Source organism: uncultured Nostoc sp., from assembly GCF_937863485.1.
Taxonomy (GTDB): Bacteria; Cyanobacteriota; Cyanobacteriia; order Cyanobacteriales; family Nostocaceae; genus Nostoc.
Genome location: NZ_CALMFY010000023.1, coordinates 1 through 24,805, shown reverse-complemented (window position 1 = coordinate 24,805; position 24,805 = coordinate 1). Strand labels below are relative to the sequence as shown.

At 40.8% G+C, this 24,805-nt stretch carries 25 protein-coding genes and 4 pseudogenes; 20 read left to right on the top strand and 9 right to left on the bottom strand.

Translation table 11 applies throughout. The features are described from left to right. Nucleotides 1-7 precede the first annotated feature (7 nt). The 6 genes and pseudogenes from Q0541_RS03405 to Q0541_RS03380 all read right to left on the bottom strand — a co-directional run. A complete protein-coding gene (locus tag Q0541_RS03405) occupies nucleotides 8-790 on the bottom strand; it encodes a class I SAM-dependent methyltransferase (RefSeq protein ID WP_298905429.1) in 783 nt (260 codons plus the stop codon). Between the two features lie 240 nt (nucleotides 791-1,030). After that, nucleotides 1,031-1,534, bottom strand: a complete 504-nt coding sequence (locus Q0541_RS03400) for a GNAT family N-acetyltransferase (protein ID WP_298905428.1) — start codon at nucleotides 1,532-1,534, stop codon at nucleotides 1,031-1,033. A 167-nt stretch (nucleotides 1,535-1,701) separates the two neighbouring features. Continuing rightward, the gene (locus Q0541_RS03395) at nucleotides 1,702-3,141 is read right to left on the bottom strand and encodes a fumarate reductase/succinate dehydrogenase flavoprotein subunit (RefSeq protein ID WP_298905427.1); all 1,440 of its coding nucleotides are present in this window, start codon (nucleotides 3,139-3,141) and stop codon (nucleotides 1,702-1,704) included. Nucleotides 3,142-3,157: 16 nt separating this feature from the next. Continuing rightward, nucleotides 3,158-3,568 (bottom strand): annotated as a pseudogene (locus tag Q0541_RS03390) (FAD-binding protein); the annotation flags it as partial. 26 nt (nucleotides 3,569-3,594) lie between these two features. After that, on the bottom strand, nucleotides 3,595-4,656 hold the full coding sequence (locus Q0541_RS03385) for a sulfonate ABC transporter substrate-binding protein (protein WP_298905425.1): 1,062 nt from the start codon (nucleotides 4,654-4,656) through the stop codon (nucleotides 3,595-3,597). Nucleotides 4,657-5,036: 380 nt separating this feature from the next. Further along, nucleotides 5,037-5,213, bottom strand: a pseudogene (locus tag Q0541_RS03380) (IS630 family transposase); the annotation flags it as partial. Between the two features lie 158 nt (nucleotides 5,214-5,371). On the opposite strand from Q0541_RS03380, the pseudogene Q0541_RS03375 reads away from it, so the two are divergent. After that, nucleotides 5,372-5,579 (top strand): annotated as a pseudogene (locus tag Q0541_RS03375) (hypothetical protein); the annotation flags it as partial. An 82-nt stretch (nucleotides 5,580-5,661) separates the two neighbouring features. Here the strand turns inward: Q0541_RS03375 and Q0541_RS03370 are convergent. After that, the gene (locus tag Q0541_RS03370; RefSeq protein ID WP_298905423.1) at nucleotides 5,662-5,880 is read right to left on the bottom strand and encodes a hypothetical protein; all 219 of its coding nucleotides are present in this window, start codon (nucleotides 5,878-5,880) and stop codon (nucleotides 5,662-5,664) included. 76 nt (nucleotides 5,881-5,956) lie between these two features. Further along, nucleotides 5,957-6,118, bottom strand: a pseudogene (locus Q0541_RS03365) (alkanesulfonate monooxygenase); the annotation flags it as partial. 307 nt (nucleotides 6,119-6,425) lie between these two features. Here Q0541_RS03365 and Q0541_RS03360 point away from each other — a divergent pair. From Q0541_RS03360 to Q0541_RS03275, 19 genes are all read left to right on the top strand, one after another. Next, complete coding sequence (locus Q0541_RS03360; protein ID WP_298905421.1) at nucleotides 6,426-7,217, top strand: LLM class flavin-dependent oxidoreductase; 792 nt, start codon at nucleotides 6,426-6,428, stop codon at nucleotides 7,215-7,217. Then, nucleotides 7,117-7,692, top strand: coding sequence for an LLM class flavin-dependent oxidoreductase (locus Q0541_RS03355; protein ID WP_298905419.1), 576 nt, complete (start codon nucleotides 7,117-7,119; stop codon nucleotides 7,690-7,692). Before Q0541_RS03360 ends, Q0541_RS03355 begins: the two co-directional genes overlap by 101 nt. Before the next feature lie 126 nt (nucleotides 7,693-7,818). After that, nucleotides 7,819-8,634, top strand: a complete 816-nt coding sequence (locus Q0541_RS03350) for a hypothetical protein (protein WP_298905418.1) — start codon at nucleotides 7,819-7,821, stop codon at nucleotides 8,632-8,634. A gap of 472 nt (nucleotides 8,635-9,106) precedes the next feature. Beyond that, nucleotides 9,107-10,192, top strand: a complete 1,086-nt coding sequence (locus Q0541_RS03345; protein ID WP_298905416.1) for an aliphatic sulfonate ABC transporter substrate-binding protein — start codon at nucleotides 9,107-9,109, stop codon at nucleotides 10,190-10,192. A 26-nt stretch (nucleotides 10,193-10,218) separates the two neighbouring features. Then, on the top strand, nucleotides 10,219-11,100 hold the full coding sequence (locus Q0541_RS03340; RefSeq protein ID WP_298905415.1) for a MetQ/NlpA family ABC transporter substrate-binding protein: 882 nt from the start codon (nucleotides 10,219-10,221) through the stop codon (nucleotides 11,098-11,100). Between the two features lie 35 nt (nucleotides 11,101-11,135). Then, a complete protein-coding gene (locus Q0541_RS03335; protein ID WP_298905413.1) occupies nucleotides 11,136-12,113 on the top strand; it encodes an ATP-binding cassette domain-containing protein in 978 nt (325 codons plus the stop codon). 76 nt (nucleotides 12,114-12,189) lie between these two features. Beyond that, nucleotides 12,190-13,053 carry a MetQ/NlpA family ABC transporter substrate-binding protein gene (locus tag Q0541_RS03330; protein WP_298905411.1) on the top strand — a complete coding sequence of 288 codons (864 nt, stop codon included), beginning with the start codon at nucleotides 12,190-12,192 and terminating at the stop codon, nucleotides 13,051-13,053. 18 nt (nucleotides 13,054-13,071) lie between these two features. After that, nucleotides 13,072-14,409: an LLM class flavin-dependent oxidoreductase gene (locus Q0541_RS03325; protein ID WP_298905410.1), complete on the top strand. Its 1,338-nt coding sequence runs from the start codon at nucleotides 13,072-13,074 to the stop codon at nucleotides 14,407-14,409. Nucleotides 14,410-14,491: 82 nt separating this feature from the next. Next, nucleotides 14,492-15,520, top strand: a complete 1,029-nt coding sequence (locus tag Q0541_RS03320) for an aliphatic sulfonate ABC transporter substrate-binding protein (RefSeq protein WP_298905408.1) — start codon at nucleotides 14,492-14,494, stop codon at nucleotides 15,518-15,520. 33 nt (nucleotides 15,521-15,553) lie between these two features. Then, on the top strand, nucleotides 15,554-16,351 hold the full coding sequence (locus tag Q0541_RS03315; protein WP_298905406.1) for a class I SAM-dependent methyltransferase: 798 nt from the start codon (nucleotides 15,554-15,556) through the stop codon (nucleotides 16,349-16,351). A 445-nt stretch (nucleotides 16,352-16,796) separates the two neighbouring features. After that, a complete protein-coding gene (locus Q0541_RS03310) occupies nucleotides 16,797-16,982 on the top strand; it encodes a hypothetical protein (protein ID WP_298905404.1) in 186 nt (61 codons plus the stop codon). A 21-nt stretch (nucleotides 16,983-17,003) separates the two neighbouring features. Then, on the top strand, nucleotides 17,004-18,242 hold the full coding sequence (locus tag Q0541_RS03305; protein ID WP_298905402.1) for an acyl-CoA dehydrogenase family protein: 1,239 nt from the start codon (nucleotides 17,004-17,006) through the stop codon (nucleotides 18,240-18,242). Nucleotides 18,243-18,343: 101 nt separating this feature from the next. Further along, the gene (locus Q0541_RS03300; RefSeq protein WP_298905400.1) at nucleotides 18,344-19,540 is read left to right on the top strand and encodes an LLM class flavin-dependent oxidoreductase; all 1,197 of its coding nucleotides are present in this window, start codon (nucleotides 18,344-18,346) and stop codon (nucleotides 19,538-19,540) included. A 72-nt stretch (nucleotides 19,541-19,612) separates the two neighbouring features. Then, nucleotides 19,613-20,044: a GNAT family acetyltransferase gene (locus Q0541_RS03295; protein ID WP_298905398.1), complete on the top strand. Its 432-nt coding sequence runs from the start codon at nucleotides 19,613-19,615 to the stop codon at nucleotides 20,042-20,044. A gap of 72 nt (nucleotides 20,045-20,116) precedes the next feature. Continuing rightward, entirely contained in the window at nucleotides 20,117-20,233 is a 117-nt protein-coding gene (locus Q0541_RS34285; RefSeq protein ID WP_366941802.1) for an HAD hydrolase-like protein, read from the top strand. A gap of 193 nt (nucleotides 20,234-20,426) precedes the next feature. Continuing rightward, nucleotides 20,427-21,083 carry a methionine ABC transporter permease gene (locus Q0541_RS03290; protein ID WP_298905396.1) on the top strand — a complete coding sequence of 219 codons (657 nt, stop codon included), beginning with the start codon at nucleotides 20,427-20,429 and terminating at the stop codon, nucleotides 21,081-21,083. A 123-nt stretch (nucleotides 21,084-21,206) separates the two neighbouring features. Then, nucleotides 21,207-22,055 carry a MetQ/NlpA family ABC transporter substrate-binding protein gene (locus Q0541_RS03285; protein ID WP_298905394.1) on the top strand — a complete coding sequence of 283 codons (849 nt, stop codon included), beginning with the start codon at nucleotides 21,207-21,209 and terminating at the stop codon, nucleotides 22,053-22,055. Between the two features lie 277 nt (nucleotides 22,056-22,332). Further along, nucleotides 22,333-23,406, top strand: coding sequence for an aliphatic sulfonate ABC transporter substrate-binding protein (locus tag Q0541_RS03280; RefSeq protein ID WP_298905392.1), 1,074 nt, complete (start codon nucleotides 22,333-22,335; stop codon nucleotides 23,404-23,406). Nucleotides 23,407-23,437: 31 nt separating this feature from the next. After that, nucleotides 23,438-24,469, top strand: coding sequence for an ABC transporter substrate-binding protein (locus Q0541_RS03275; protein ID WP_298905390.1), 1,032 nt, complete (start codon nucleotides 23,438-23,440; stop codon nucleotides 24,467-24,469). Here Q0541_RS03275 and Q0541_RS03270 read toward each other — a convergent pair. Continuing rightward, on the bottom strand, nucleotides 24,456-24,590 hold the full coding sequence (locus tag Q0541_RS03270) for a hypothetical protein (RefSeq protein WP_298905388.1): 135 nt from the start codon (nucleotides 24,588-24,590) through the stop codon (nucleotides 24,456-24,458). The two genes, Q0541_RS03275 and Q0541_RS03270, sit on opposite strands and share 14 nt — an antisense overlap. Between the last annotated feature and the right edge of the window lie 215 nt (nucleotides 24,591-24,805).

Sequence of the window (24,805 nt, the reverse complement as noted above, 5' to 3'; positions counted from 1 at the left end):
CAATTATTTAGTTATCCAGCGTTGCACAGATAAAACGATAGCCTATATCAATCTCTGTAAAATTGTGAATATCACCATATTTTTTCCTCCATTCTCCACTACTTAAATCTGCTGCAAGTAACTTTACTCCTTGCTCTACTAAATCTTGATTAGCTAACGCAAAAGATGATATTCCCGCACGTACTTCTGGTTGAAGATATAACTCTGGTCGTCTCCAGCCTGCTGCTGCGAATAAATCAGATAAATCGTATGGTAACAAAAGGGGTATGGCTTCAACACGCCTTTTAGTATTACTCTGAATTAAATTAACCTGTTCGTTAAGTGGTAAAAATCGTAACGCATCTTCCCATAAAAACGGAAAATAATCATAAAGCCATATCTTCTGAGCTAATCTAATATCAAAAGTTAACAAAATTATTGCCCCATCTTTAATTATTCTTTGCATTTCCTGAAAAGCTTTTTCGAGATGAGAAAAGTGATGAATTGCCAGGATACTTACAACAGCATCAACAGAGTTATCTAATAGAGGTAAATTTTCTGCATAGCCAGTAAACCACTTAATTTGCTGATGTTCTACTGCTTGTTTTTGCATAACTACAGAAGGTTCAACAGCATTAACAAGAAATCCTTTATTAGCTAGCGCTAGACTGTAGCCACCAGTACCAGCGCCGATATCAGCAATAATTCTACCTTTGGGTAAATTGAGTAAATCAATTAATTTATTGACAATACGGATATCAGGAACGCGAGTTTTTGAGTATTTTTGACCAATTGAATTATATATAGACATATTTATTATAAAGTTACTCAAAATAATTGAAAATTAACCAGTTAAAATTGAACTTTAAATGAACTAATTAAACATCTGTTACTTAACTAATTCTAGCAATTTCAAGAGTTCACTTATCATAAACTTTTGATATTCCGCCACAATATCAATAAACTCTGAATACAAATCACAAGTTGGATTAATTAATTCAAGTATTTTATAAAAGTTATTGAATTGCTAATGAATTTTCAAATACTCTAATTACAATTTTTTTATCATCCGAATAGATGGCATTTTTCGACCAGAACGTAGGGTATGTTCTTCAAAACCTTCATTCATATAACCATTAACTTGATAAAACGGTTCAGCGTTAAGCGAAGCGTTCAGATGTAATTCCGACAATCCTTGCTCACGTGCTAATCGCTCTAACTCTTGAAGTATTGCATTTCCTACTCCAGAACGACCGAAACTTGGAGACACGTACACAGCACGTAGTTCGTTATTACTGACAACAATTGCATCGAAGCCCACAATTCGACCATTAATTTCTGCCACAATTCGGGTTTCTTCCCCAACAACAGTGTTGTCTGCAAAGGCTTTGATTTTAGAGGGCGTAATTGGAGATGCCCAATCTTGAATAATTTCTTTTGCATAACACGATGAAGCAGTTTCATGAATTGCAGCTCGGTGTACTTTTAAGACGCTCTCTGCATCTGATGGCAGACAACTTCGTACTTTTATATCTAACTTCACAACTTCCGACATAATATATTACGAGTTACCGTTCCAAATAATGTCTTTGACTTGGATTTACTTAGGAACTAAGATGTGGGTTAAGGAACGAAATCAAACACCTCAAAACCTTGTAATTGTTGGATTTCACTACGTTTAACCCAACATACGCATCTGTTTCATTTTTTCTGAAATTGGTATTACTTAGCTGCAACACTATACGATTCTTTAATTGTATCTACTTCCACAATGTAAGTATCTACAGGACGCTTAAACAATATCATTTGTCTTGATTCATCTTTCTTTAAATTGACATGACAAAACCACTCATCATCATTCTTTTCGGGGTAATCTAAACGGTAATGATAAAGTCCCCAACGAGTTTCTTGACGATATAATGATGCTCTGGCTGCCATTTCTGCACAGTCTCGAATAAAATGCACTTCTAGACTACGCATCAATTCATGAGGGTCACGAGCGCCCATTAAATCTAATGTTTCTTGATATTGCACAAAATGTTTTAAACCAATCTCGATTTTATTACCTGATTTTGGTGGTTGTAGATAATCATTAACTAAGCGTCTTAATTTATATTCTACCTGGGTATGAAGTACACCATTCGGACGAGTTAAAGGTGCATAAATTCTGGCTTTTTCAGCTTCTAAAAAATCTGTATCTGGTTCAATAAAATCTAAATCTTGGATATATTCAATGGCATGAGTTCCGGCTATGCGACCAAAAACAAATGCTCCAATCATATAATTATGGGGAACGCTGGCCATATCTCCGGCTGCATATAAACCTGGGATGGTTGTTTGAGCATTTTCATTTACCCATACACCAGAAGCACTATGACCGCTACATAAGCCAATTTCGGAAATGTGCATCTCTACACCGTGGGTGCGGTAATCTTCATTTCTACCTTGATGAAAACGTTCTCTACTAGGTCGTTCATTCGCCCACAGTATAGACTCAATTTCAGCGATTGTGTCTTCATCAAGATGGGTCATTTTCAATTGGACTGGCCCTTTTCCAGAATTTAATTCTTTCCAGATTTCTAACATCATTTGACCACTCCAATAGTCACAGCTAATGAAGCGATTTCCTTCGGCGTTAGCAGTATGTGCGCCAAAAGGCCCAGCAACATAAGCACAGGCGGGGCCATTATAATCTTTGATTAAAGGATTAACTTGAAAGCATTCAATATTACTAAGTTCTGCACCTGCATGATAAGCCATTGAATAGCCATCTCCAGCATTGGTAGGATTTTCATAAGTGCCGTAGAGATAGCCAGAAGCCGGTAATCCTAATCTGCCACAAGCACCTGTACACAGGATGACTGCTTTAGCTTGAATGACAATATAATCTCCGTTTCTGACATCAAATCCCACTGCACCAATAGCACGTCCTGCTTTGACTAATACACGGGTTGCCATGACGCGATTTGTCACTTTGACTTTATGGCGTTTAACTTGTCGGGTGAGAATTGTTTTGAGGTCTTTTCCTTCGGGAGCAACGCGATTTTGTGAGGTGCTGCAACCTGGGACGTATATAGCTTGTTTCGGGATGCGATCGCAACTAAAAAACCAAGTTTTGTTGAGAATATAGAGGTATAATTGAGAACTAAACCCCGATCTCACTTTTTCGCGTTGCTCCCTTTCCTTCTGGCATGGGTAAGACATATTTACCTACACGATGCACTTGTTTTAAGTCATAGTTGCCTTGGGCATCTTTTTGAAATTTCACACCCCAACTTTCTAATTCTTGGATAACTTCATAACCTAATTTGCCTGTTTGATATACGGCTTTTTGGTTGACAATGCCATCGTTAGCTAGGGTGATTTCGCGCACGTATTGTTCTGGTGTGGAATGACCGGGAATAACTGCGGTATTCACGCCATCCATACCCATTGCGATCGCACCACTCCGTCGGATGTTAGCCTTTTCTAAGATCAGCACCTCTGCATCGGGATTCGCTTGTTTGGCTTTAATTCCAGCCATTGTCCCGGCTGTACCGCCACCAATGACAAGTACATCCGTTTTTATTTGTTGGGTGTTGATGTCCATAAGCTTTTGCGAGTAGGAAGTAACTTCTAAGATTTATTACCGTTCCAAACAATATCTTTGACTTGGATTTGCTTGGGAACTAGCTTGATTTTGTAAAAAGTATCGGCAATTTTTTGTTGCTGAGTAATTACCTCATATGTTAGCGGTAAAATGCCATACTTTCGTCGTTTTTCGGCATTTTCTAATGCTGCTGCGGGAATACCTAACTCTGGTTCTAAAAACTTGGCAACTTCTTCTGGATTATTTGTTGCCCATTTATCTACTTTGCTGACTTCATCTAATAGGGTTTTCAACAAATCTGGATGAGAATTAACAAACTCTTGACGCGCAAGATAATAACCCCGATTCGGTGCTAAATTTGTCGCATCGGTTAATGTCCTAACCTTTATGTCGTGTTCAACTGCTGCTAGGTAAGGGTCCCAAATTGCCCAAGCATCAACGTTACCACCAGTAAATGCTGCACGGGCATCTGCTGGTGTTAGATGTGCTGGTTGAATGTCACCATAGTTTAATCCGGCAGCTTCTACAGCTTTGACAACAAGATAGTTAGCGTTCGAGCCTTTAGCAAAGGCTACTCTTTTCCCTTTAAGGTTAGCAACCGTTTTAATTGTTGAATCTTTCGGTACAATAATTGCTTCGGCTTTGGGACCCCAAGGATCATAAGCAACATAAAGCAAGAGAGTACCTCCGGCTTGGGCAAATATTGGTGGTGATTCACCTGTATAGCCAAAGTCAATACTACCTGCGTTCATTGCTTCTAGCATGGGTGGGCCCGCGGGAAATTCTGCCCATGTCACCGAAGCACCAGCAGTCTTTAAAGTTTGCGCTAAATTGCCTTGGTTTTTGAGAGCACTGAGGATAGTCGCCGCTTTTTGATAGCCGATACGAACTACCACACCTTGATTTGCTGTCTGTGTTGCTACAGAAGAATTACCTGTATTGTTGGCAGAACACGCAGATATCACAAGAGTCAAACTTAACCCACAGGTAAAGAATAAGGCAAATATGCCAATTCTGGATATTTCATAATTTTGAAGAAAGCTGCTGACAATCTTCATCAGTCGATTTGGTAAATACTTACTGAACATACGTACATTAAACTACGAGCAATATCAATACTACGATGAATAGAGCAGCTTACCGTATTTTGCTAATAGAATATTCACATAGATAAGCCGCAAATGCAAGATCCGAAAAAGTATGCCTATAATGAAAACTATTATGGTTATTAGGAATAAGGGCATCACCGTGCCAAAACGGGAAAATTGTAAGTAAAGGCTGAAAGCCTTCCCCCATAGCATCTTAACTACCAATTTTTCAATAACACTCGTAAGTGATATTGAGCCGAGATCGGTGTAATTTGGCGTAAATATAGCGAAACTGTCACCAGGGGCAAGTTAGCTGAAAGTACTGCTATGAATGACTTTCAGTCTATAAGATTCTCAGAGATGCTAATACTATAGTAATCCTAAGTCATTCGTGAGAAAACATTATATTTATCAAGCTTAGGAAAGTCAAAAATTTGACAATCAATTGCCAATTCAAATAAACCCTTAAGAACAGAGAAAGAATGACATAAAAAGTAAAATTATTGAATCAATCTTTTTGCTTGCAACCAGATATCTTCTACAGGATTTTGTTCTGGCACAAGCTTTGCCATAAATCTCATCCCAACCACAAAAAAAGACTAAATTCTAATTTCTTCTTTGGCTTTTTAGGAGCTTTTTCAACGTGAAAGCTATGCTAATTCAGCATTGTACTCTTTTTTACTCTTAAATTTTGTTTAAGTAGTCCCGTTAAAGAAAAAAACAGTTTACCCCTTTAGTTTTTCTTTCTGAACAGGTAGTATACACCAATTGGGGCAAGTGAGGGGCTATTTGAAAATGTTCTCAAACATTATTTTGGTGAAATTGTTTCTCCCCAGCAGGTGATGCTTCCTCCAGGGCATCGACTACCATTTATGGCTGATTTTCTTATTATTGAACCAAATACTGGCTTACACATAGATTTGTATGATCTGCTTTCGGTGTAGCCCAACTAGGCATCGCTCATCACAAATTACCAACCGTTGGAAGGGCGTATTCGGTCAACAACTAAGCAACTTTTTGCAAGTGTTGCACGCGAAGCATAACTTCCTGGGCAAAACGTGTCATCTCCCGGACAAAGGGATTAAATTGCAGCATAAAAGTGTCGATACCTGCGTCAACGAAAGCTGCAACGCGAGTTGCAACTGTATCATAGCTGCCAACCAATCCTGCGGCTGTGCCACCATTGCCGCTAACAGCAGAATTTTTGGTGAAGAGTTGGAACATGACATCTGAGTCAACTCCTTTAGCAACACTTAACTTATATGTTTATGGCAAAACGTCCACCACTGATAGCATCAATTCACAGGGCCATCTTGGCTATAACGGCTGGATGAAATAATAAAGGTTTAATCGCGGCAATAATTTCTATACTTTCCCTAGCTTCAGCCAATGCGGCACAAGCCGTCCAAGTTTCCAACTGTTCTAAATCTAGACTACGAGGATTGGCAAGGTGGTGTGCGACTAAGGTTGTGGCATATCCTAAGCGTTTTGCTTCTAATACTAGCGATCGCGTGCGTTCATAATTAGACTAGCATCAATCGGTTCATCTGGCATATTGAGAGGGTCAAAATTACCTCTGACAGGTGCCCAAATACCGTACCGTGGTTTTGACATTCTTACCTCCAAATGTAAATAGGGAGCGGGGAGATATATTTTGTTTTTTATCTTCACCTATGCAAATCTCATAATATACTACTATAAATCTATCGATTTACAGTATTATTTAGGTGCAAAAAGAAAATTTTAGTGCCATTCGGTTCTAGAAAACTATGTCTGAACCACGCTATGGGATTTGGATTCCCGTTTACGGCAACTGCGGTGTGATGAACCATCCTCTTGAACCTCGTGATGCTAGTTACTCACGAGCCAAGAATCTAATCCAATTGGCCCAAAGGCGCGGATTTACCACAACTTTAATCGCGCAACATATCATCAATCCCAGGAACCAAGAACTCGACCACCTAGAAACTTGGACAGCAGCAGCGGCTCTTTCCGAAACAACAAACTCTATCAAGATTATTGCAGCTGTGAAGCCATTGCTTTTTCATCCCGCCGTCTTAGCAAAGATGGCATTAAGTATTGATGCAATCAGTGGTGGACGTTTTACGATTAACTTAGTAAGTGCCTGGTTTAAGCCAGAAATGGAAAAACCAGGAATAAACTTCCTTTCTCACGATGAACGTTATCGCTATTCGGATAAATGGATAAGGGTCGTAAAAACTTTGTGGAGTGGAGAAAAAGTCAATTTCTACGGTGAATATTTTCAGATCAATGATTTGAAGCTCAATCCCTCACCCATAGCCAAAGCACATCCGCGTGGGGAGCAACGCGAAAAAGTGAGATCGGGGTTTAGTTCTCAATTATACCTCTATATTCTCAACAAAACTTGGTTTTTTAGTTGCGATCGCATCCCGAAACAAGCTATATACGTCCCAGGTTGCAGCACCTCACAAAATCGCGTTGCTCCCTCCGCGTGTATATGTAGGAGGAGAGTCACAACCAGCCCAAGAATTAGCCGCAAAAGAAGCACATACATTTTTCTTCAATGGTCGTCCGATTGAAGTCATCCGTGAAACCATTGCTCAGTTTGCTAAAAGAACTAAATTTCGCTCTCAACCTCTGCGCTTCGGCATGTCAGCTTTTGTTATTGCTCGACCGACAGACAAAGAGGCGGAAGCGGAATATCAAAACCTTAGAGCAATGGTACTAGCACAAGATGATCGCTCAGAATTACTCAAAGGAGTAGATTCTGAAGTAGTTATATTCAAAAACATGGCTAAGTGCCCTAGTGTGGCGAGCAATGGGGGTACAGCAGCAGGATTGGTTGGTAGCTATGAAACTGTAGCCCATCGGATTGCTGAATTTACTAAAGTAGTAATTGGTACTTTCATGCTGCAATTCCAGCCTTTTGCCCCAGAAATGGAGCGTTTTGCGGCGGAAATTATAACAAGAGTACAAGCGTTAACGGTAGATAGTGAAGCGATGTCTGCGACGGGCTGCGCCTACACTAACTTTAAAATAGGGGCTAGAGGCTAAGAATTTTAGATTTTGGACTTCGGCTCCTTTCGGCTTCTTTACGAGACGCGCAAGAGACACTCAAGGCAAGTCGCTCAGTCGAACGATTTTGGATTAAATTGTTCTCCATTACCCAAAGGAAACTTTATGACAGCAATACTTACTCGTCCAGCTTGGACTACTGATTTAGAACTGGAAATTTTTGACAAACTACTTGATAAATACGCTCCTCACATTCCGAAGAAGCGATCGCTAGAACCTAGATCACCGGAAACTGATGAGGAAAGAGAGAATTTCTACCGCTTCCGTATGGCTGGTGCAGCCCATGACTTGTTTATTGTGCAAGTCTGCGCTAAGATAATTGACTCCTTTGCTAACCCAGAATTACAGCTATTTTTAAGTAGACAAATAGGTGATGATGGCGCACACGCTCAAAATACTCGTTTAAGAGCGCAGGCTATATTGGGACATGACCCAATTGAGGATATTCAAAAGCAGGTGCAAAAGCATTGGGATTATATGGGTGATTTACCTATTCGTAATTGGCAAGGCTTTTTAGCATTTGAGTTACATTACGAACTTCATATTGTGGCTTTATTATTCATCAATAGCCGTACCAGCAAAATCAACGACCCAGACTCAGCCAAGTTTGCGGCAGAAAGAATCCTGCCAGATGAAGCAGTTCACCGCCTGGGAGTTGTGGATTGGTGGCAACGTAAATATGATCAAGCTTCACCCGCAGAGAAAGAGGATTTAATCGCACAAGTCATAGAAGCAGATGAAGAAGGTCAACGCCGACGCAATCCTTACCTTCGGGATCATTGGCAGTTGAGTCAAAAAGCTATTGGTATTGAAATTGATGATTTGCCAGTACTTTATGATGCTTGGCGGCGAGAAATTCTTTCTTACTTCTTGGATATCCCTATATCTAGACTACCCCAACTTGTGAGTGTGAATGATTGATATTGAAGCAGACAGAAGATAGAAACTCTTTAATATCTGATTTTGAATTCTACATTTTGTAGCTCCATTACTTACAAAATCTAGATTTTATATAATTTTAAATATTACTAGTTTAGAATAAACTAGTAATATTTACGCTTGTCGGACTAATTTATTAATATCTCATTTAGACTAACTAGCTATTATATTAATTATTTTTTGATTATCTAGAAAAGTTTTTAATTTAGTCGCCAAGAACACTACAGTTTTAAAATTTAAGTTCTATCATATTTTATGTAATAAAACCAAGTTTTCAAGACTTACGCCAAATACCTCTCAAACTCTTATTCCTCTGTAGTTCGATTTTCTTTTCTCTGTGTATAACTCCTATTTTTGTAAATAAGTTCGATATTTAATTTGAACTATAACTTTTTTTTTAGATATAACCTCGATTTTAAATTTGGACAAAAATGCTAAAAAGCAAAGGAAAAATATGTTCACTCGATTGATAAATCAGTTTTTAGATGCTATCAAGAAAAGAAGTTTATTTAAATATCACAATATTAAAACTTTTTTTCTCTTCTTTGTTATTGGTATAGGTTCAACTTTAGCGATCGCTTCTTGTACTCCTAGTAATTCAGCTAATGCACCTGCACAACAACTCCAAGCACCTAAGTTAACAGTGCTGAAAATGGGACATCAAAAAGGAATGGCACTGCTAAATATTGTGAAAGCGCAAGGAAGTTTAGAAAAGCGCTTACAACCCTTGGGTATTTCTGTTACCTGGAATGAATTTTCCTCCACAGCACCTCTATTGGATGGGATGGGTGTAGGTGCGATCGTTTTTGGTGGCGGTGGCGGTACAGGAAGCGTCTTTGCTCAAGCAGGAGATAAACCATTTGTCAGAGTTGCAGCCGGTACAGGTAGCACTAGAGGTTCAGCTATTTTAGTCCAAGAAAACTCACCGATTAAGACTCTTTCTGATTTAAAAGATAAGAAAGTTGCTTTTGCAAAAGGTTCTGGTCAGCACTACATTATTGTGCGTGCTTTAGAGAAAGTAGGTTTGAAATACAGTGATATTAAACCTCTTTACCTGACACCAGCCGAAGCTTTACCAGCGTTTGAGCGGGGCGATATTGATGCATGGTTAATTTGGGACCCTTATACTGCTGAAGCTGAACGTAAACTTCGCACTCGTTTATTGGCAGATAATAGCACTGTATTTGGAGATAAAGCCCCACTAGAAAGCCCAAGCTTTTATTATGCTGCTCCAGATTTTGTGCGCGATTATCCAGACATTCTCAAGACAATTTTACAAGAGCTAGAAAAGGCTGGTAATTGGTCTAGAGAAAACTATCAGGATTCAGCCAAACTCCTTTCTAAGCTATACAAAATTGATTTTAAAACAATGGAAATTGTAGAAGAACGTGGTGGTCAACGTCAGGTATTACCTGTAACAGATGAGGTTCTGAGTGGGTTGCAACGCATGGCAGATACCTTCTATGAACTCAAAATTATTCCTAAAAAAATAGATGTCAAAGATAAAAACTATAACTGGACTACTGCTCAAAAATGGTAAAGCGAGATAATTCGTAATTAAAACAAATGAAATTACCTATCAACATTAACCGTCGGTTCTTTTTAATAACCTTTACATCATTTGCCGCTTCTACAGTATTTTCTAGCTGTAGTTCACCTCAAAATAATTCTGCGGCAAATCCATTAGCTGCTCCAGCTGCTAACACAACCACAATTGCAGCCAAAGAAAAAATCAAAGTTGGTGTTACACCAGTTCCAGCCGGAGAGATTTTAGAGTTTGTCAAAAAAAATTTAGCACCGGAAGCTGGGGTAGATATCGAAATAGTTACTTTTAATGACTTTGTGCAGAATAACACTGCCTTGAAAGATAGAGTAATTGATGCCAATTATTTTCAACATATTCCTTTTATGGAGGACTATGGCAAGAAACATAATTTCGAGATGTATGCTTTTACCCCACAAATTCATTTAAATCCAGTAGGAATTTTTTCTAAAAAATATAAGTCTCTCAAGGATGTGCCTAATAAAGCCCTTGTCACTATTCCTGATGATGTTAGTAATGCTCATCGCGCCTTAAAAGTGTTGGAGGAATCAGGGTTAATCAAACTCAAACCGAATGTCCAGCCTGCAAGTCCTAAAGATATTATTGCAAATCCTAAAAACTTGCAAATCAAAGAGATACCAGGAGCGCAAGCAATTCCTAGTCTCCCTGATGTTGATTTAGCAGGAGTTACAGGTAATTGGATTGTGCAAGCTGGATTGAAAACTGATAAAGACGCTTTGGCATTAGAGTCAGCAAACGATCCGATTTATGCTGTTACTCTCACTACATTAAAAGGCAAAGAAACCGACCCCAAAATTCAGAAACTATATAAGTTATTGCGGGACGATAAAGTGAAGCAATTTATTAAAGATAAATATCAAGGTGCAGTGATTCCTATTCTTTAGAAAGTAGTAGTGATTTATTATGGGGCAATTCTAAGATGATCACATTTACTGATGTCCACAAAGTTTATAACCAAGGAATACAAAAAGTTGTAGCTTTAGATGGTGTAAGTGTTCAGGTCAAACCAGGAGAAATTTTTGGTGTTTTAGGTGAAAGTGGTGCAGGTAAAAGTACTTTAATTCGCTGTGTGAATCAATTAGAAAAACCCACATTTGGTTCAGTTGTAGTTGATGGTCAAGAGATGACAAAACTTTCTGGAGATAAGTTACGCCGCGCCCGTCAACACATTGGCATGATTTTTCAACACTTCAATTTACTTAGTTGCCGAACTGTCGCCGAAAATATTGCTTTTCCTTTGGAAGTAATGGGTTACAGCAGATTGAAACGTCGGGCGAAAGTGGAAGAATTGATTTCACTTGTGGGGTTGAAAGGCAAGGCAGATGCTTATCCGGCACAACTTTCTGGCGGTCAAAAGCAACGGGTAGGTATTGCTAGGGCTTTGGCTGGAGAACCAAAAGTTTTACTTTCCGATGAAGCGACATCAGCACTTGATCCGCAAACTACAAGGTCAATTTTAGATTTATTGCGCGACTTGAACAAGCGTATGGGTTTAACAATCTTACTAATTACCCATGAAATGGCTGTAGTCAAGCAAATCTGCGATAGTGTCGCTATACTCAATGCTGGCAAGATTGTGGAAAAGGGATATGTTAGCGATTTAATCACCAAGCCAGAATCATTTCTTGCCCAGGAATTTTTTCCCCATCGCAATGGTTATAAACCAAAGCCTGGTGCAGTTATCGCTACGATCGCCTTTGCGGGAGAACAAGCAAGTCAACCGATTTTCGCCACCCTAGCCCGTAATTTTGATGTGGATGTCAATATCCTCAGTGGGAGTGTGGAAACAGTAGGCGATCGCCGAGTTGGTCAGTTTCAGGTTGAATTACAAGGTCAAAAGGTAACTCAAGCTTTAAAATATTTACACGAAGCAGAATTTGAAGTACAGGTGCATTGAATTGGGGATTGGGAGGAAAATCAAATACAAAACTTCCTTTTTAACCTGTATTAAAAATTACGAATTACGAATTATTATGTTTTATCCAAAGTTTTATCGCCGCTATTTTATACTAACAATAGGATTAGCGATCGCATCTATTATTTTTGCCAGTTGTACACCAAAACAAAATTTATCTCCGGGTCAATTAGTTAGCCAATCAACTAAAACAGCACTACTAAAAGTTGGATCTCGAAATACCACGACTGAAGATGTTTTGAAGTTCATTCAAAAAGAAATAGCCTCCAGGCAAGGCTTAGATTTTCAAATTGTGACTATCGCTGATTCAGTGAAAATTAACGATGCCCTTAAAAGTGGAGAAATTGATGCTAACTTTTTTCAGCATGAACCATTCATGAAACAAGCTGCCAAAAGACTCAACGCGGATTTTGTTATGTTAAATCGCAGTTATACTACCATAACCGGACTCTATTCAAAACGACTAAAGATAAAATCACTCAATGAAATTCCTATAGGGGCGACAATTGCTATTTCTAATGATGACAGCAATCAAGACCGCGCCTTGAAATTCCTGAAACACATCGACTTAATCAGTTTAAAAGACAAGTCAGCGGAGTATTACAGTGTCAAAGATGTGATTAAGCATCCCAAAAATCTCCAAATTAAGGAATTAGACAATTACGCTATTGTTAGAGCGTTGGACGATCTAGATTTAGCTGTGACATCTGCATCCTTCCTTGTGCAAGCAAAAATATCTCTAAATCCTATTGTGTTAGATGAGATTGGCATGGCTAACAAAAATTATGCGGTGGGTTTAGCGACTGTACAATCAAAAGTAAATGATTCCAACATCCAAAAACTAAATCAATTGGTTGTCGATCCCAAATTGAAGGACTATATCAATAACTACTTCAAGGGGACGATCACACCTGTATTTTAGACTTAATACGGAGGACTGATGAGCAGATTGAAGCAATTAAAACTAGGTGCTTTTATGCGCCCGGTGAGCATACATACAGGCGCTTGGCGCTATCCTGGCGCTTTGCCTGACGCTAATTTCAACTTCCCAGCACTGAAACGATTTATCCAGAAATTAGAGCAAGGCAAGTTTGACGCATTCTTCATGGCTGACCACTTAGCTGTGCTGAATATGCCAATCAACGCACTGAAGCGCAGCCATACTGTCACCTCTTTCGAGCCTTTCACCCTGCTCTCTGCCCTCGCCAGCGTCACCGAACACATCGGGCTGGTAGCCACCGCTTCCACGACCTATGACCAGCCTTACCACATTGCTCGCCGCTTCGCCTCTCTCGACCATATTAGTGGCGGTCGCGCTGGCTGGAACATCGTCACCACAGCCAATCCAGACGCAGCGCTCAACTTCGGCTTAGAAGAGGAGGTAGAGCATGATGAACGCTACCGGCGGGCTAGAGAATTTTATGATGTTGTCACGGGTCTTTGGGATTCCTTTGCTGACGATGCGTTTATTCGGGACGTGGAAGCAGGGATTTATTTTGACCCTGCAAAGCTTCACGTTTTGAATCATAAGGGAAAATATCTCTCGGTGCGAGGGCCATTGAACATCGCTAGACCTGTCCAAGGCTGGCCGGTAATCGTTCAGGCAGGCGCATCCGAAGCCGGACGGCAATTAGCCGCCGAAACCGCCGAGGCTGTGTTTGCACCTGCTGGTAATCTGGAAGCTGGCAAAGCTTTATTTGCAGACATTAAGGGACGGGCGCAAGCGATCGGACGTGACCCAGACAGCATAAAAATTCTTCCAGGTGCTTTAGTCATCGTAGGGGAAACCGTCGCCGAGGCACATGCCAAGCGTCTTCATTTGGACAGCTTAGTACATTATGACAGTGGGATCGCCACTTTAAATGGCGCACTTGGCTACGACGTTTCCGGCTTTGATCCAGATGGCCCCTTGCCAGAAATCCCACCGAATAACGCTGGTCACTCTTCACGAGAAACAGTAATAGCCTTAGCGCAACGTGAGAACTTGACTATTCGACAACTGGCGCAACGCATTGGCAGTTACGGCGGGCTGGCCTTCGTCGGCACACCCCGAAGCATCGCCGATGAAATGGAGCAATGGCTGACTGAGGAAGGTTCTGACGGTTTCAACATCATGTTCTCTTTTCTTCCTGAAGGATTGAATGATTTTGTCGATAAAGTTGTGCCAGAACTCCAACAGCGTGGGATTTTCCGTAAAGAGTATGAGGGTAAAACCCTGCGCGAAAATCTCGGATTGGCGCGTCCTGCTAATCGCTTCTTTGAGACCAGTTTAGTGTAAGCAGCGATCGCCACTATTACACCTCAAAATTAGTAGTAATTAAAGCGTGTATGTTTACACCCCAGAAAATTGGCAATACATCATGGTAGCAATATTTAAAAAACGCAACTTTCTAAGGTTTTTAGTAGCTGGAGTATTTACCCTGTCTACAAGCTTAGTTGGTTGTAGCTCACAAACTACAGACAAAAGCGCTGTTGCCTCTAATAATATCAAGACCAAAGTATTACGAATGGGCTATCAGTCAGCCGGAGATATAGTCAAGGTTAAAGGAGTTCTAGAGAAGCGTTTAACTCCACTTGGTATTTCTGTAGAGTGGTCGAAATTTGCCGCCGGGCCGCAACTTTTAGAAGCGATGAATGTAGGAAGTGTAGATTTTGGTTCTGTTGGTGAAACTCCACCTATCTTTGCTCAAGCCTCTGGTGTTCCTTTCGTCTATGTTGCTAGTACTAAACCTGGTACTGGTGAAGCGACTGCTGTTGTAGTAGATAAAGACTCTCCAATCAAGACTGTAGCTGATTTAAAAGGTAAGGGACTAGCTTTTCAAAGAGCCACAGCACAGCAGTACTTCGTTGTCAAGGTTTTAGAAGAAGCCGGACTAAAACTTAGTGATATTAAACACATCAACCTTACACCATTAGAAACTCGTGCAGCATTTGAGCGTAAGAGTGTTGAAGCGGCAGTGATTGGCGATCCCCATTTGGCTTTATTTCAAAAAACTGGTATAGTTCGTGTTCTCCGCGATGGTAAAAATATTACTACTCAAGGAGGCTACTGGTTAGGTTCGCGTAACTTTGTTAAAGAAAACCCTGAGCTAGTCAAAGCCATTTTGGAAGAGATTAATAACATCGGTAAATGGGCCGAAAGCAACCCACGAAAGGTTGCCGAACTAATTTCACCCGAAGCAAAAATTGATGTTCCCACATTGGAATTAGTTTCAAAGCGGCGGCTGTACACTTTAAGACCCCTGAGTGAAGAAGTTTTATCAGGACAGCAGAAAATTGCGGACTTGTTTTATGAACAAAAATTCATCACAAAGAAAATCAACGTTAGGGACGCAACTCTCTCTCCTGAACAGTATGCTGCTTTTACTCCAATAGATGTCAAGCCTTGAGCATTTGTCAAATTATGGTATGACCACAAACATATGACAGATGAGATAAGTCAGTTAAGAACCACTTTTAATCAAGTAGCACTGTTATATGACCAAGTTCGACCAGGATATCCAGAAGCGCTTTTTGACGATGTGGTGTCTCTCTCAGAAATCACTCCAGACGGAAGGATATTAGAGATAGGTTGTGGTACTGGTCAGGCAACTGTGCCCTTTGCCCACCGGGGTTATTGTATACTCTGCATTGAGTTGGGTAACAATCTTGCTACGGTTGCCCAAAAAAATCTGGCTGCTTATCCGCAAGTAGAAGTGCGTAACATCGCTTTTGAGGATTGGGTGACGGAAGAAAATGCTTTTGATTTAGTGATTTCGGCGACTGCTTTCCATTGGCTTGACCCAAGTATTGCTTACAAAAAAACTGCTCAAGCCCTCACATCTGAAGGAGCGATCGCGCTATTTTGGAATGAACATGTACATACTGATGCTAGTAATGGCTTCTTTGAGGAGGTACAGGAGCTATATCGCCGTTTAGCTCCTGAGTTAGTTAAGGATGACAAGCCTCTTCCTCGTGAGCATGAAGTCCCTGGTAAAACGGACGAGATTCAGCAAACAGGTTTGTTTGGTGAAGTAGTCTATCGCTCTTATCGATGGGATGCAACATACAACAGTGCAAGTTATCTCAACCTCTTAAATACTTACTCCGGTCATCTAAATTTAGATCGCATTACAAGGACACGTTTTTTCCATGCGATCGCTGAATTAATTAATACTGAATTCAATGGTCAAATTACTAAAGGTTACTTAACCACTTTATACATAGCCCACCTATTGTAATCTTATCTAAACATTTTGCAGATTATGATTAAACAATTACGTTTTGTAAGGGAAACTGTTACCCCAACACAAACAACCCGTTGTGTATGCAATACGGTTTGGTTAAGGCAAGAGACGCGATAAATCGCCGTCTCTACAAAGGACTGATTATTGTAAAGACGGCGATTTATCGCGTCTTTGCGATCTAGGGCGTGTCATCAAAAAACCTTATCCGAACCGTATTGGTTGTGTATGGGCTTTTAAACTCCTTTAAGTAGGATAAAGATTGTCTTTGAAGAAGTTCACAAATTAGGCAAGGGGCTGGCGTTATCCCTGAGCTTACTCTGTAGACGCTTTTTTGCTTTCAACTTTGAGTTTTTCCCGCAAAAAGACGTTAAAACAGATTGACAACTTGGGGAAAATTTGGGAGTATCAAACTACGGTAATTCGGTAGGCTTTTAGTATTTTGCAAAACTTAAATACATCTAAAACCCTTACAGAGGAATGGTTTTTGTTGAGTGCAGTCGATGGCTTGAATATGTTACCAGATGTAATCGCCTCAAAGCTGGAAACATTCTTCAACTTTGTAGTGCTATCACCTCACCCAGAACTAGCAATTGCCTCACCACTCACCAACATAGATTTTCCATAATATATTCGGAGATAAAAACTAATGATTAAGAGTCCAGAGAAGCTTACAGATACGACAATTCAGTTTTCGGCTCCTGTGAGAGCAAACTCGCCGGAACTCCAGCAGCTTTTTGATTTTATTGCTCTGGGGGCAAGTGAGCGCGATCGCGATCGCATCCTTCCTTATAATGTGGTTGAATTGATCCGGCGTTCCAAGTTGGGTGCATTGAGAATCCCCGTTGCCGAAGGTGGTGGTGGTAGCACCGCACGTGAACTATTCGAGGTAGTGATTAGACTGGGGGATGCCGATCCAAACGTCGCTCACATTGTACGGAATCATTTCTCTGTAACAGAGCGAATTTTGCGTTCTGAGCGCACCCAAAGGAATCGTCGCTGGCTCAAAGCCGTTGTTGATGGCGCGATTATTGGACTCGCTTCGACCGAACTAGAAGCCAAGCGATCGGGTGGTCGCCAAGTCGTGAATACAAAATTAACACCCGATGGCGACGGTTATCGTCTAAATGGAAGGAAATATTACAGCACTGGCAGCCTTTACGCAGACTGGATTTTTGTGCGTGTGTTAACACCAGATGGCTCTACAGCGTATATACTAATTCCTACTAACCGCGAGGGTCTTGAACTGGTGGACGACTGGGACGGCTTCGGACAAAGACTCACAGGTACGGGAACGACCACCTTCACCAATGTCCGTGTAGAGGCTGAAGAAGTAATTTTGGAGACAGACACAGACAAAGACGACCTGCCCTACAACATCGTCCCGCAATTATTTTTGACTGCCATCAACGCCGGTATTATTCGCAGCGTTCTGCGTGATGCTACAGCCCTCATCCGTAACAGACCCCGGACTTTCTACCATGCTGTATCCGAGCAAGCCTCAGAAGACCCAATCTTGCAACAGACTGTCGGGCAGATTGCCGCCAATGCCTTTGCGGCCGAAGCGATTGTTTTAGCAGCAGCTGATGGTCTTGATCGCCTTCCTGCTGCCCAAGCTCAGGGTGAAGAGGCAGAGACGGCTACGGCACTAGCAACTTCTTTGAGTGCATCCAAAGCCAAATTGATTGTTGATGATTTGGCTCTACGTTCAGCTACCTTATTGTTTGAAGTGGGTGGGGCTTCTACAACTAAAAAAAGCTCCAACTTTGATCGTCATTGGCGCAACGCCCGTACCTTATCCTCACACAACCCAAATCACTTTAAGGCTCGTGCGATCGGCGACTACGAGATCAACGGTATACCATTGCCGCAACGGGGATTTTTCTAATTTTGTTCAGATCCCTGACTTCTAACATGCGGGAAACCACTTTATGAGTACTTATTAGAAGCCGGGGATCTTGCAGCCAACCGGAACCGTTGAGAAGAACTATGAGTACAATTGACACTACTTTTTTGAGAGCAAGTAAAGAGGCGATCGCTTCTCCAACAGACTATCCTCAAAGCCCATTATCCCAAGCTCTCCAGCAGCTAGTACTATTAGGGCTGTTCTTACCGATTCATCATGGTGGTTGGAGTTCTTCTAACCTCCCACGTACTACAGACTGGTCATTTGATTACAATGCCAAACTTACCCAAAAGGCTGAGGAGCTAAGTTTTGATCTGGTTTTTGGCTATTCTACATGGCAGCCGAAGGGCGGACAAGGGCCAACTCGCACAGAAGCAGGCTTAGATGCCTTCATTGCCACTGTCTCCCTTGCTGCCATTACCTCACGCATTTTATTAATCTCAACAATTCACGTCCTCTACGGGCCTTGGCATCCCATCCATCTGGCTAAATTTGGTGCCACACTTGACCACATTTCTAAAGGTCGCTGGGGAATTAACGTTGTCACCGGACACAGGGCTTATGAGCATGAACTGTTCGGCTGGAGCCAAATCGAACACGATCGCCGCTATGAACTTGCTGATGAATTTGTCACCGTCCTCAAACGACTCTGGTCGGAAACAGAGAATTTTTCTTACAAAAGTCAAAGTTCTCGGCAGTTTAAGGATGCTTACATCAGCCCCCGACCGCTTTATGGTCGTCCCATCCTAGTTAACGCCACTGGCTCGGATGCTGGCATCGAGTTTGCGGGTCGCCATTCTGATATCGTATTTATCACCAGTCCGGGTGGCGGTGACATAGAAAGCGCCTTGTCGTCGTTACCCGCCCATACAGCCCGTGTCAAACAATCAGCGATCGCTAATGGTAGGCAAGTCCGCACTCTCCTAAATCGGCTTATTGTCGTGCGTGAAACTGAAAAAGAGGCGGAAGAATACGCTCAGGCGATAATCGACCATGCCGATTATCAGTCAATTGCTGGACGTTCTGGCGTTAGCAGTGATGCACACGCCTGGAGGGGGCATCAAAAGGGAAATCTGCGTCATGGCGTTGGTAGTGCGATCGGCGGTAATGTACAGCTAATTGGTTCACCCGAACAAATCACCGAGCAACTTCTGCAACTCAATAAAGCTGGTGTTGATGGTTTCCAGCTTGCCTTCTATGATTTTGAGCCGGATCTCGATTTTTTTGGTAAGCGCGTTCTACCACTATTGAAACAGGCTGGACTTAGAGGTGAGTTTTAATAATTAGGTACAAGCTAGGAAATTAGAAAAAATGTATAAACCTATCCTATTTAACTTTGATAAAATATTATTATGGCGCACATGGAGATCCGAGCTTTTGAACTTACTGATGAGTCTGCTGTCATCGCCCTATGGATGCGGTGTGGTTTAACTCGACCCTGGAATGATCCCAAAAAAGACATTGATCGAAAGCTTTGTGTACAACCTCATCTTTTTCTTGTGGGTATAATTGGGCAGGAGCTTGTAGCAACAGTTATGGCAGGATATGAGGGGCATCGAGGTTGGATAAATTACCTTGCAGTTGCCCTACAATATCAGCGTCAAGGAATTGGAAGGTTGATGATGCTAGAAGCCGAACAACTCCTTATAAAAGCAGGTTGCCCGAAAATTAATTTGCTAGTGCGGACTACAAATAGCAAAGTTATTAAGTTTTATCAGCAGTTAGGATATGTTGTTGACGATGTTATCAGCTTAGGCAAGCGGCTTGAGTCTGATGAGTCATGACCTAAAAGCATTCCCATCAGAAGCATTGAAAAGAAGATTGGCTAGTAACTAAGCTTTGATTAAGACAAGGTTATCTCTGAAAAAATTGGCTATGCAAAGCCCGCACGACAAATTTTTGATATTGCACTTACAAATTTGCAAGTGGACTCAAAAGATACCCTATTTGTGGGTGACTCAATCTACTCATAATTACTATGGAGCAGTTAATATGACCATTGACTTTTGCTATTATCAAGTGCCAGCACACAAGCCAATATCACATGTGCAGCCCAAATATATAATCAAGCAGATGAGTCAGTTGATAGAGGTTTTAAAAGGACTCTGATTTCTTCAACATAGTACCTATTGAGTATTAAAAATTACTTTTGGAGGTGGATCAATAATGCAAGGACAAGAATTACTACAAAGCTTATTGCAAGCCACTAATGAAACTTTTTATATGGTGGGTATATCTACCCTGGTTGCAATAGTGTTAGGCTTACCTTTGGGCTTGTTACTAGTGATGACAGGCCCCGGAAACTTGCTAGATTTTCCCCAAGTGCATAAAGTGCTGGGTGCGATCGTCAATACTGGACGCTCATTTCCTTTTATTATTCTGCTTGTCGTTTTAACACCACTAACACGCCTAATTGTTGGCACTTCCATCGGTAGCACAGCCGCTTTAGTTCCCCTGACTCTTGCCGCCATCCCATTTTTTGGTCGTATCGCTGAAACTAGCATTTTAGAAGTTGATAAGGGACTAATAGAGGCTGCCCAAGCAATGGGATGCAATTATTGGCAAATCGTTCTCAAAGTATTGATTCCCGAAGCTTTGCCTTCACTGATATTAGGTATGACGATTCTAATTGTGAGTTTGCTTAACTCTTCCGCGATGGCTGGGGCTGTGGGTGGAGGTGGATTAGGTAACTTGGCAATTCAATACGGTTACCAACGCTTCGATGTCGGGGTTATGTTTTCTACCATTGTGGTTTTGATTGCACTAGTACAAATTATTCAATTTATAGGTGATTTAATTGCACAGCGGATGAGAAAACGGTGAACGAAGGTAAAGAGACAAAGGAGCAGAGATACAAACATAACTCCTGACTTTTAACTCTTGTACAGACGCGATTAATCGCGTCTCAGCATTCATCATTTACAATTTACACTAGTTACAAATATTATGAATAGACGCAGATTTTTCTTAACAGCTTTAGGCTCCTTGACTGTCTCTTCAATTTTTGCTAGTTGTAGCCAACAATCTACTCAAAACTCTACTAATAATACGCAAACAATTAGCCAAAAAGAGCAAAAAGAAGTAATTAAAGTTGGGGTGACTGGTATACTCTCGCAGGATATTTTGAAATTTGTGAATAACGATATAGCAGCAAAAGAAGGCTTGGAGATTCAAGTTGTTACCTTTAATGACTGGATACAACCCAATACAGCTTTGAGAGATAAGGTTATTGATGCTAATTTCTTTCAGCACAGACCTTTCATGAATAATGCTAGTAAAGAATTAAATCTAAATTTAGTAGCATTGAATACAGTTTATTTAAACACACTTGGTCTTTTTTCTAATAAGTTAAAATCAGTAAGTGAAATTCCCCAAAATGCAACTGTGACAATTGCTAATGATGTCATCAATAACGACCGAGGATTACGGTTATTGGCAACTAACGGTTTAATTAAATTAAAAGGAAATTCTAAACAATTTGTGAACCAAAGAGATATTGCTGCTAACCCGAAAAATTTGCAAATCAAAGAAGTAGAAGGTGTACAAGTTGTTCGAGCTATTAATGATGTAGACTTCATTGTATCTTCTGCTCAAACTGTTGCGCTTGCGGGGATAGAACCTAATTCTATGGGTAAAGAAACAGCTAAGGACAAGAAATACGCTCTGGCATTAGTTACATTACAAGGTCGAGAAAACGAACCAAAGATTCAAAAGTTAAACAAATTACTCGTCCATCCAAATGTCAAGGATTTTATCAACAAAGAATACAAAGGAAGGATTATACCAGTTTTTTAGAGAGTGTCGCTCAAATCGAAGATTTTTTAATATTTGTGTCTATGGTTTTTTTACAGTTTATTTTCTCACTACTTGGGTGTAGGTTCACCTAGAAATACCTAGACTAAATTCTCATAGTCAAAGGTAAAGAAATATTGATTAGATTTGAACAGCCCATCAAAAGGTGGTATCTTATCTCTCAATACTACGGTAAGTCAATCAATTTAGTGTATTATGCTCTTTATCATTATAGATATGGCTGCTTAAACTCCTAAAAATTGATATCAAGGAGTCAATTGTGGTGAATTATTTAAAAGAACACCGCTTTCAGTATAAACAAAAATGTTCTGTCAGTATAATCTTTGCGATCGCAACATCTTTTCTTGGTTTGATAGCTTCTAGTTGCAGTCAACAAACAGCTATCAAAGCCACAGCTAACTCAGATTCCTCTTCAAAAACTCTCACTACTAAAACTACAGAGAAAAACAATGTGATTCGCTTGGGCTACCAAAAAGGTGGGATTATTCCCATTGCACGTCAACGGGGTGAGCTAGAGCGTCAGTTAGTAACGCAAAATATTAAAGTTGAATGGAGTGGGCCATTTGACCGTTGCGCTACACTTTTAAGTTCTCTCAATGGTAATCGAGCGGATATTGGCGGCTGTGGTGATATTCCTTCCATCTCTGGAATTGCTGCTGGACAACCTCTTTGTATTGGTTCTGTACAGCGTCCTAGTCCAGATTCTTTGGGTAATGCCATCTTAGTTCGTGGTGATTCTCCCATTCGTAAATCGGCTGATTTAGTAGGTAAAAAAGTTGCTGTTAATCAAGGTGGTGCAGGCGAGTATCTGTTATTAAAAGTTTTGGAAAAAGAAAATATTCCTAAAGAAAAAGTCCAGCGAGTTTATTTATCACCGAATGACGCTGCACCTGCTCTATATCAAGGTTCTGTTGATGCGTGGGCGGTTTGGGAACCTTATATTTCCATTGCGGAATTAGAGCATAACGCCCGGAGAATCACCACCACACACCCTGCTCCTACCTACGGCATTATGGTTGTTCGTAGTGATGCAGCTAAAGAAAATCCTATAGCCGTGAAAGCTGCTCTCACTGCTTTGAGTGAGGATGGTGAATGGTTAAATCAACATACTAATGCTGCATCAGATTTTTTAGTTAAAGAGCTAAAAGTCTCTGATGTAGTAGCCAAGCAGGTGACTAAAAATCGAGGCCCAGAGTCTTACGTATTTTCTAATGGTGAAGATATCGCCAAGCTTCAGAAAACAGCTGATTGGTTACTAGAACAAAAAATTATTCCGCAACGAGTAGATATTACAACGGCAGTGTGTCCGTTAGAAACTACCGCTGTTAGGTAGTAAAGATGACAAAAATATACCCAAAAATAACGTGTCTACCAATTTGCAGCAGAATTTTTTCTTCTCTCTGGGTTGCTTGTTAGCTCTAGCAACAACAGCTTGCTCAGAGGTTAAGTCTACCAGTCCGGCAACGATCGCTGCTAATCATAGTCCATCCCAAATCGCAGTATCGGATACAACTCAATTGCATGTTGCTAAATCTAAAGGTGGCTGGGACTTAAATTTAAAGTTAGCTGGACTAGATAATTTCCCTTATCAAACTCAATTTACTGAGTTTACTGGGGGTAATTTGATGGTACAGTCAATCAATGCTGGTGCGATTGACTTGGGATCAGCTAGTGAAATTCCACCGATTTTTGCGATTGAATCGAAAGCATCTGTAAAAATTATTGCCAGTCTCAAAGGGCCGACGGTTGGTCAAGTTGTACTCGTACCTAAGGACTCGACTGCCAAAACGATCGCTGACCTCAAAGGTAAGAAAGTGGGTTACGTTAAAGCTACAACTGCCCACTACTTCCTGATTAAGATGTTGGAAAAAGTCGGGCTGACGATGAAGGATATCAATGCAATTCCTTTATCAATACCTGATGGGCTTTCGGCTTTTCGTAAAGGACAGCTTGATGCTTGGGCTACCTACGGTTATTCCATCCCCCAAGCCAAAAAAGAAGGGGCGCGGGTGCTGGAATCTGCAAAAGATATTTTGAGTGGTAACTTCGTAATTATTGCTTCACCCAATGCGATCACCGATCCCCAAAAGAAGGTTGCGATCGCTGATTTTCTCTGTCGTTTGCAGAAATCTCAAACTTGGCGGGAATCTAATCTCAAGCAATGGTCGAAGAATTATGCAACTACCATTGATGTTGATGAAGGCATCGTTTATCAAGATGCCAAGCAAGGACAACAACAGCGTCGTCAAGAATTACTTCCTGTTTCTGATGCAGCTATTGCTTCTCAGCAAAAGGTTGCTGATACCTTTTTTAAAGCGGGTGTAATTCCCACAAAAGTTGATGTGAAACAACTTTGGGACAACAGTTTTAACGAAGATATTGCTAAATGCCGATAATTGCAGCAAGGTGTCCTGCTAAAACAATTTGCTCTGTGTGCGGAATTTGTTCAATGTAAGGACACATCAACTTTTTTCGCGGTGGCTTGCTATCTTCCAGTGCTTCATAGGTACTAGACAATTTCGTCGAAACACTAGAGTCAACGATAATTCCACGAATGATTTTACACTACGTGTTCTTAGCACCGTATCCATTAAGTCAAATAGGGCATCCTTGCCGTTACCCAAAATGGTGTATGCATCTTGCCGAAATTGTTTAAGGGACTTCCAAGGAATAAATTACTCAACAAAAATCAAGAGTCCCAATTTAAATTATAATAATAATCATTATAAGGG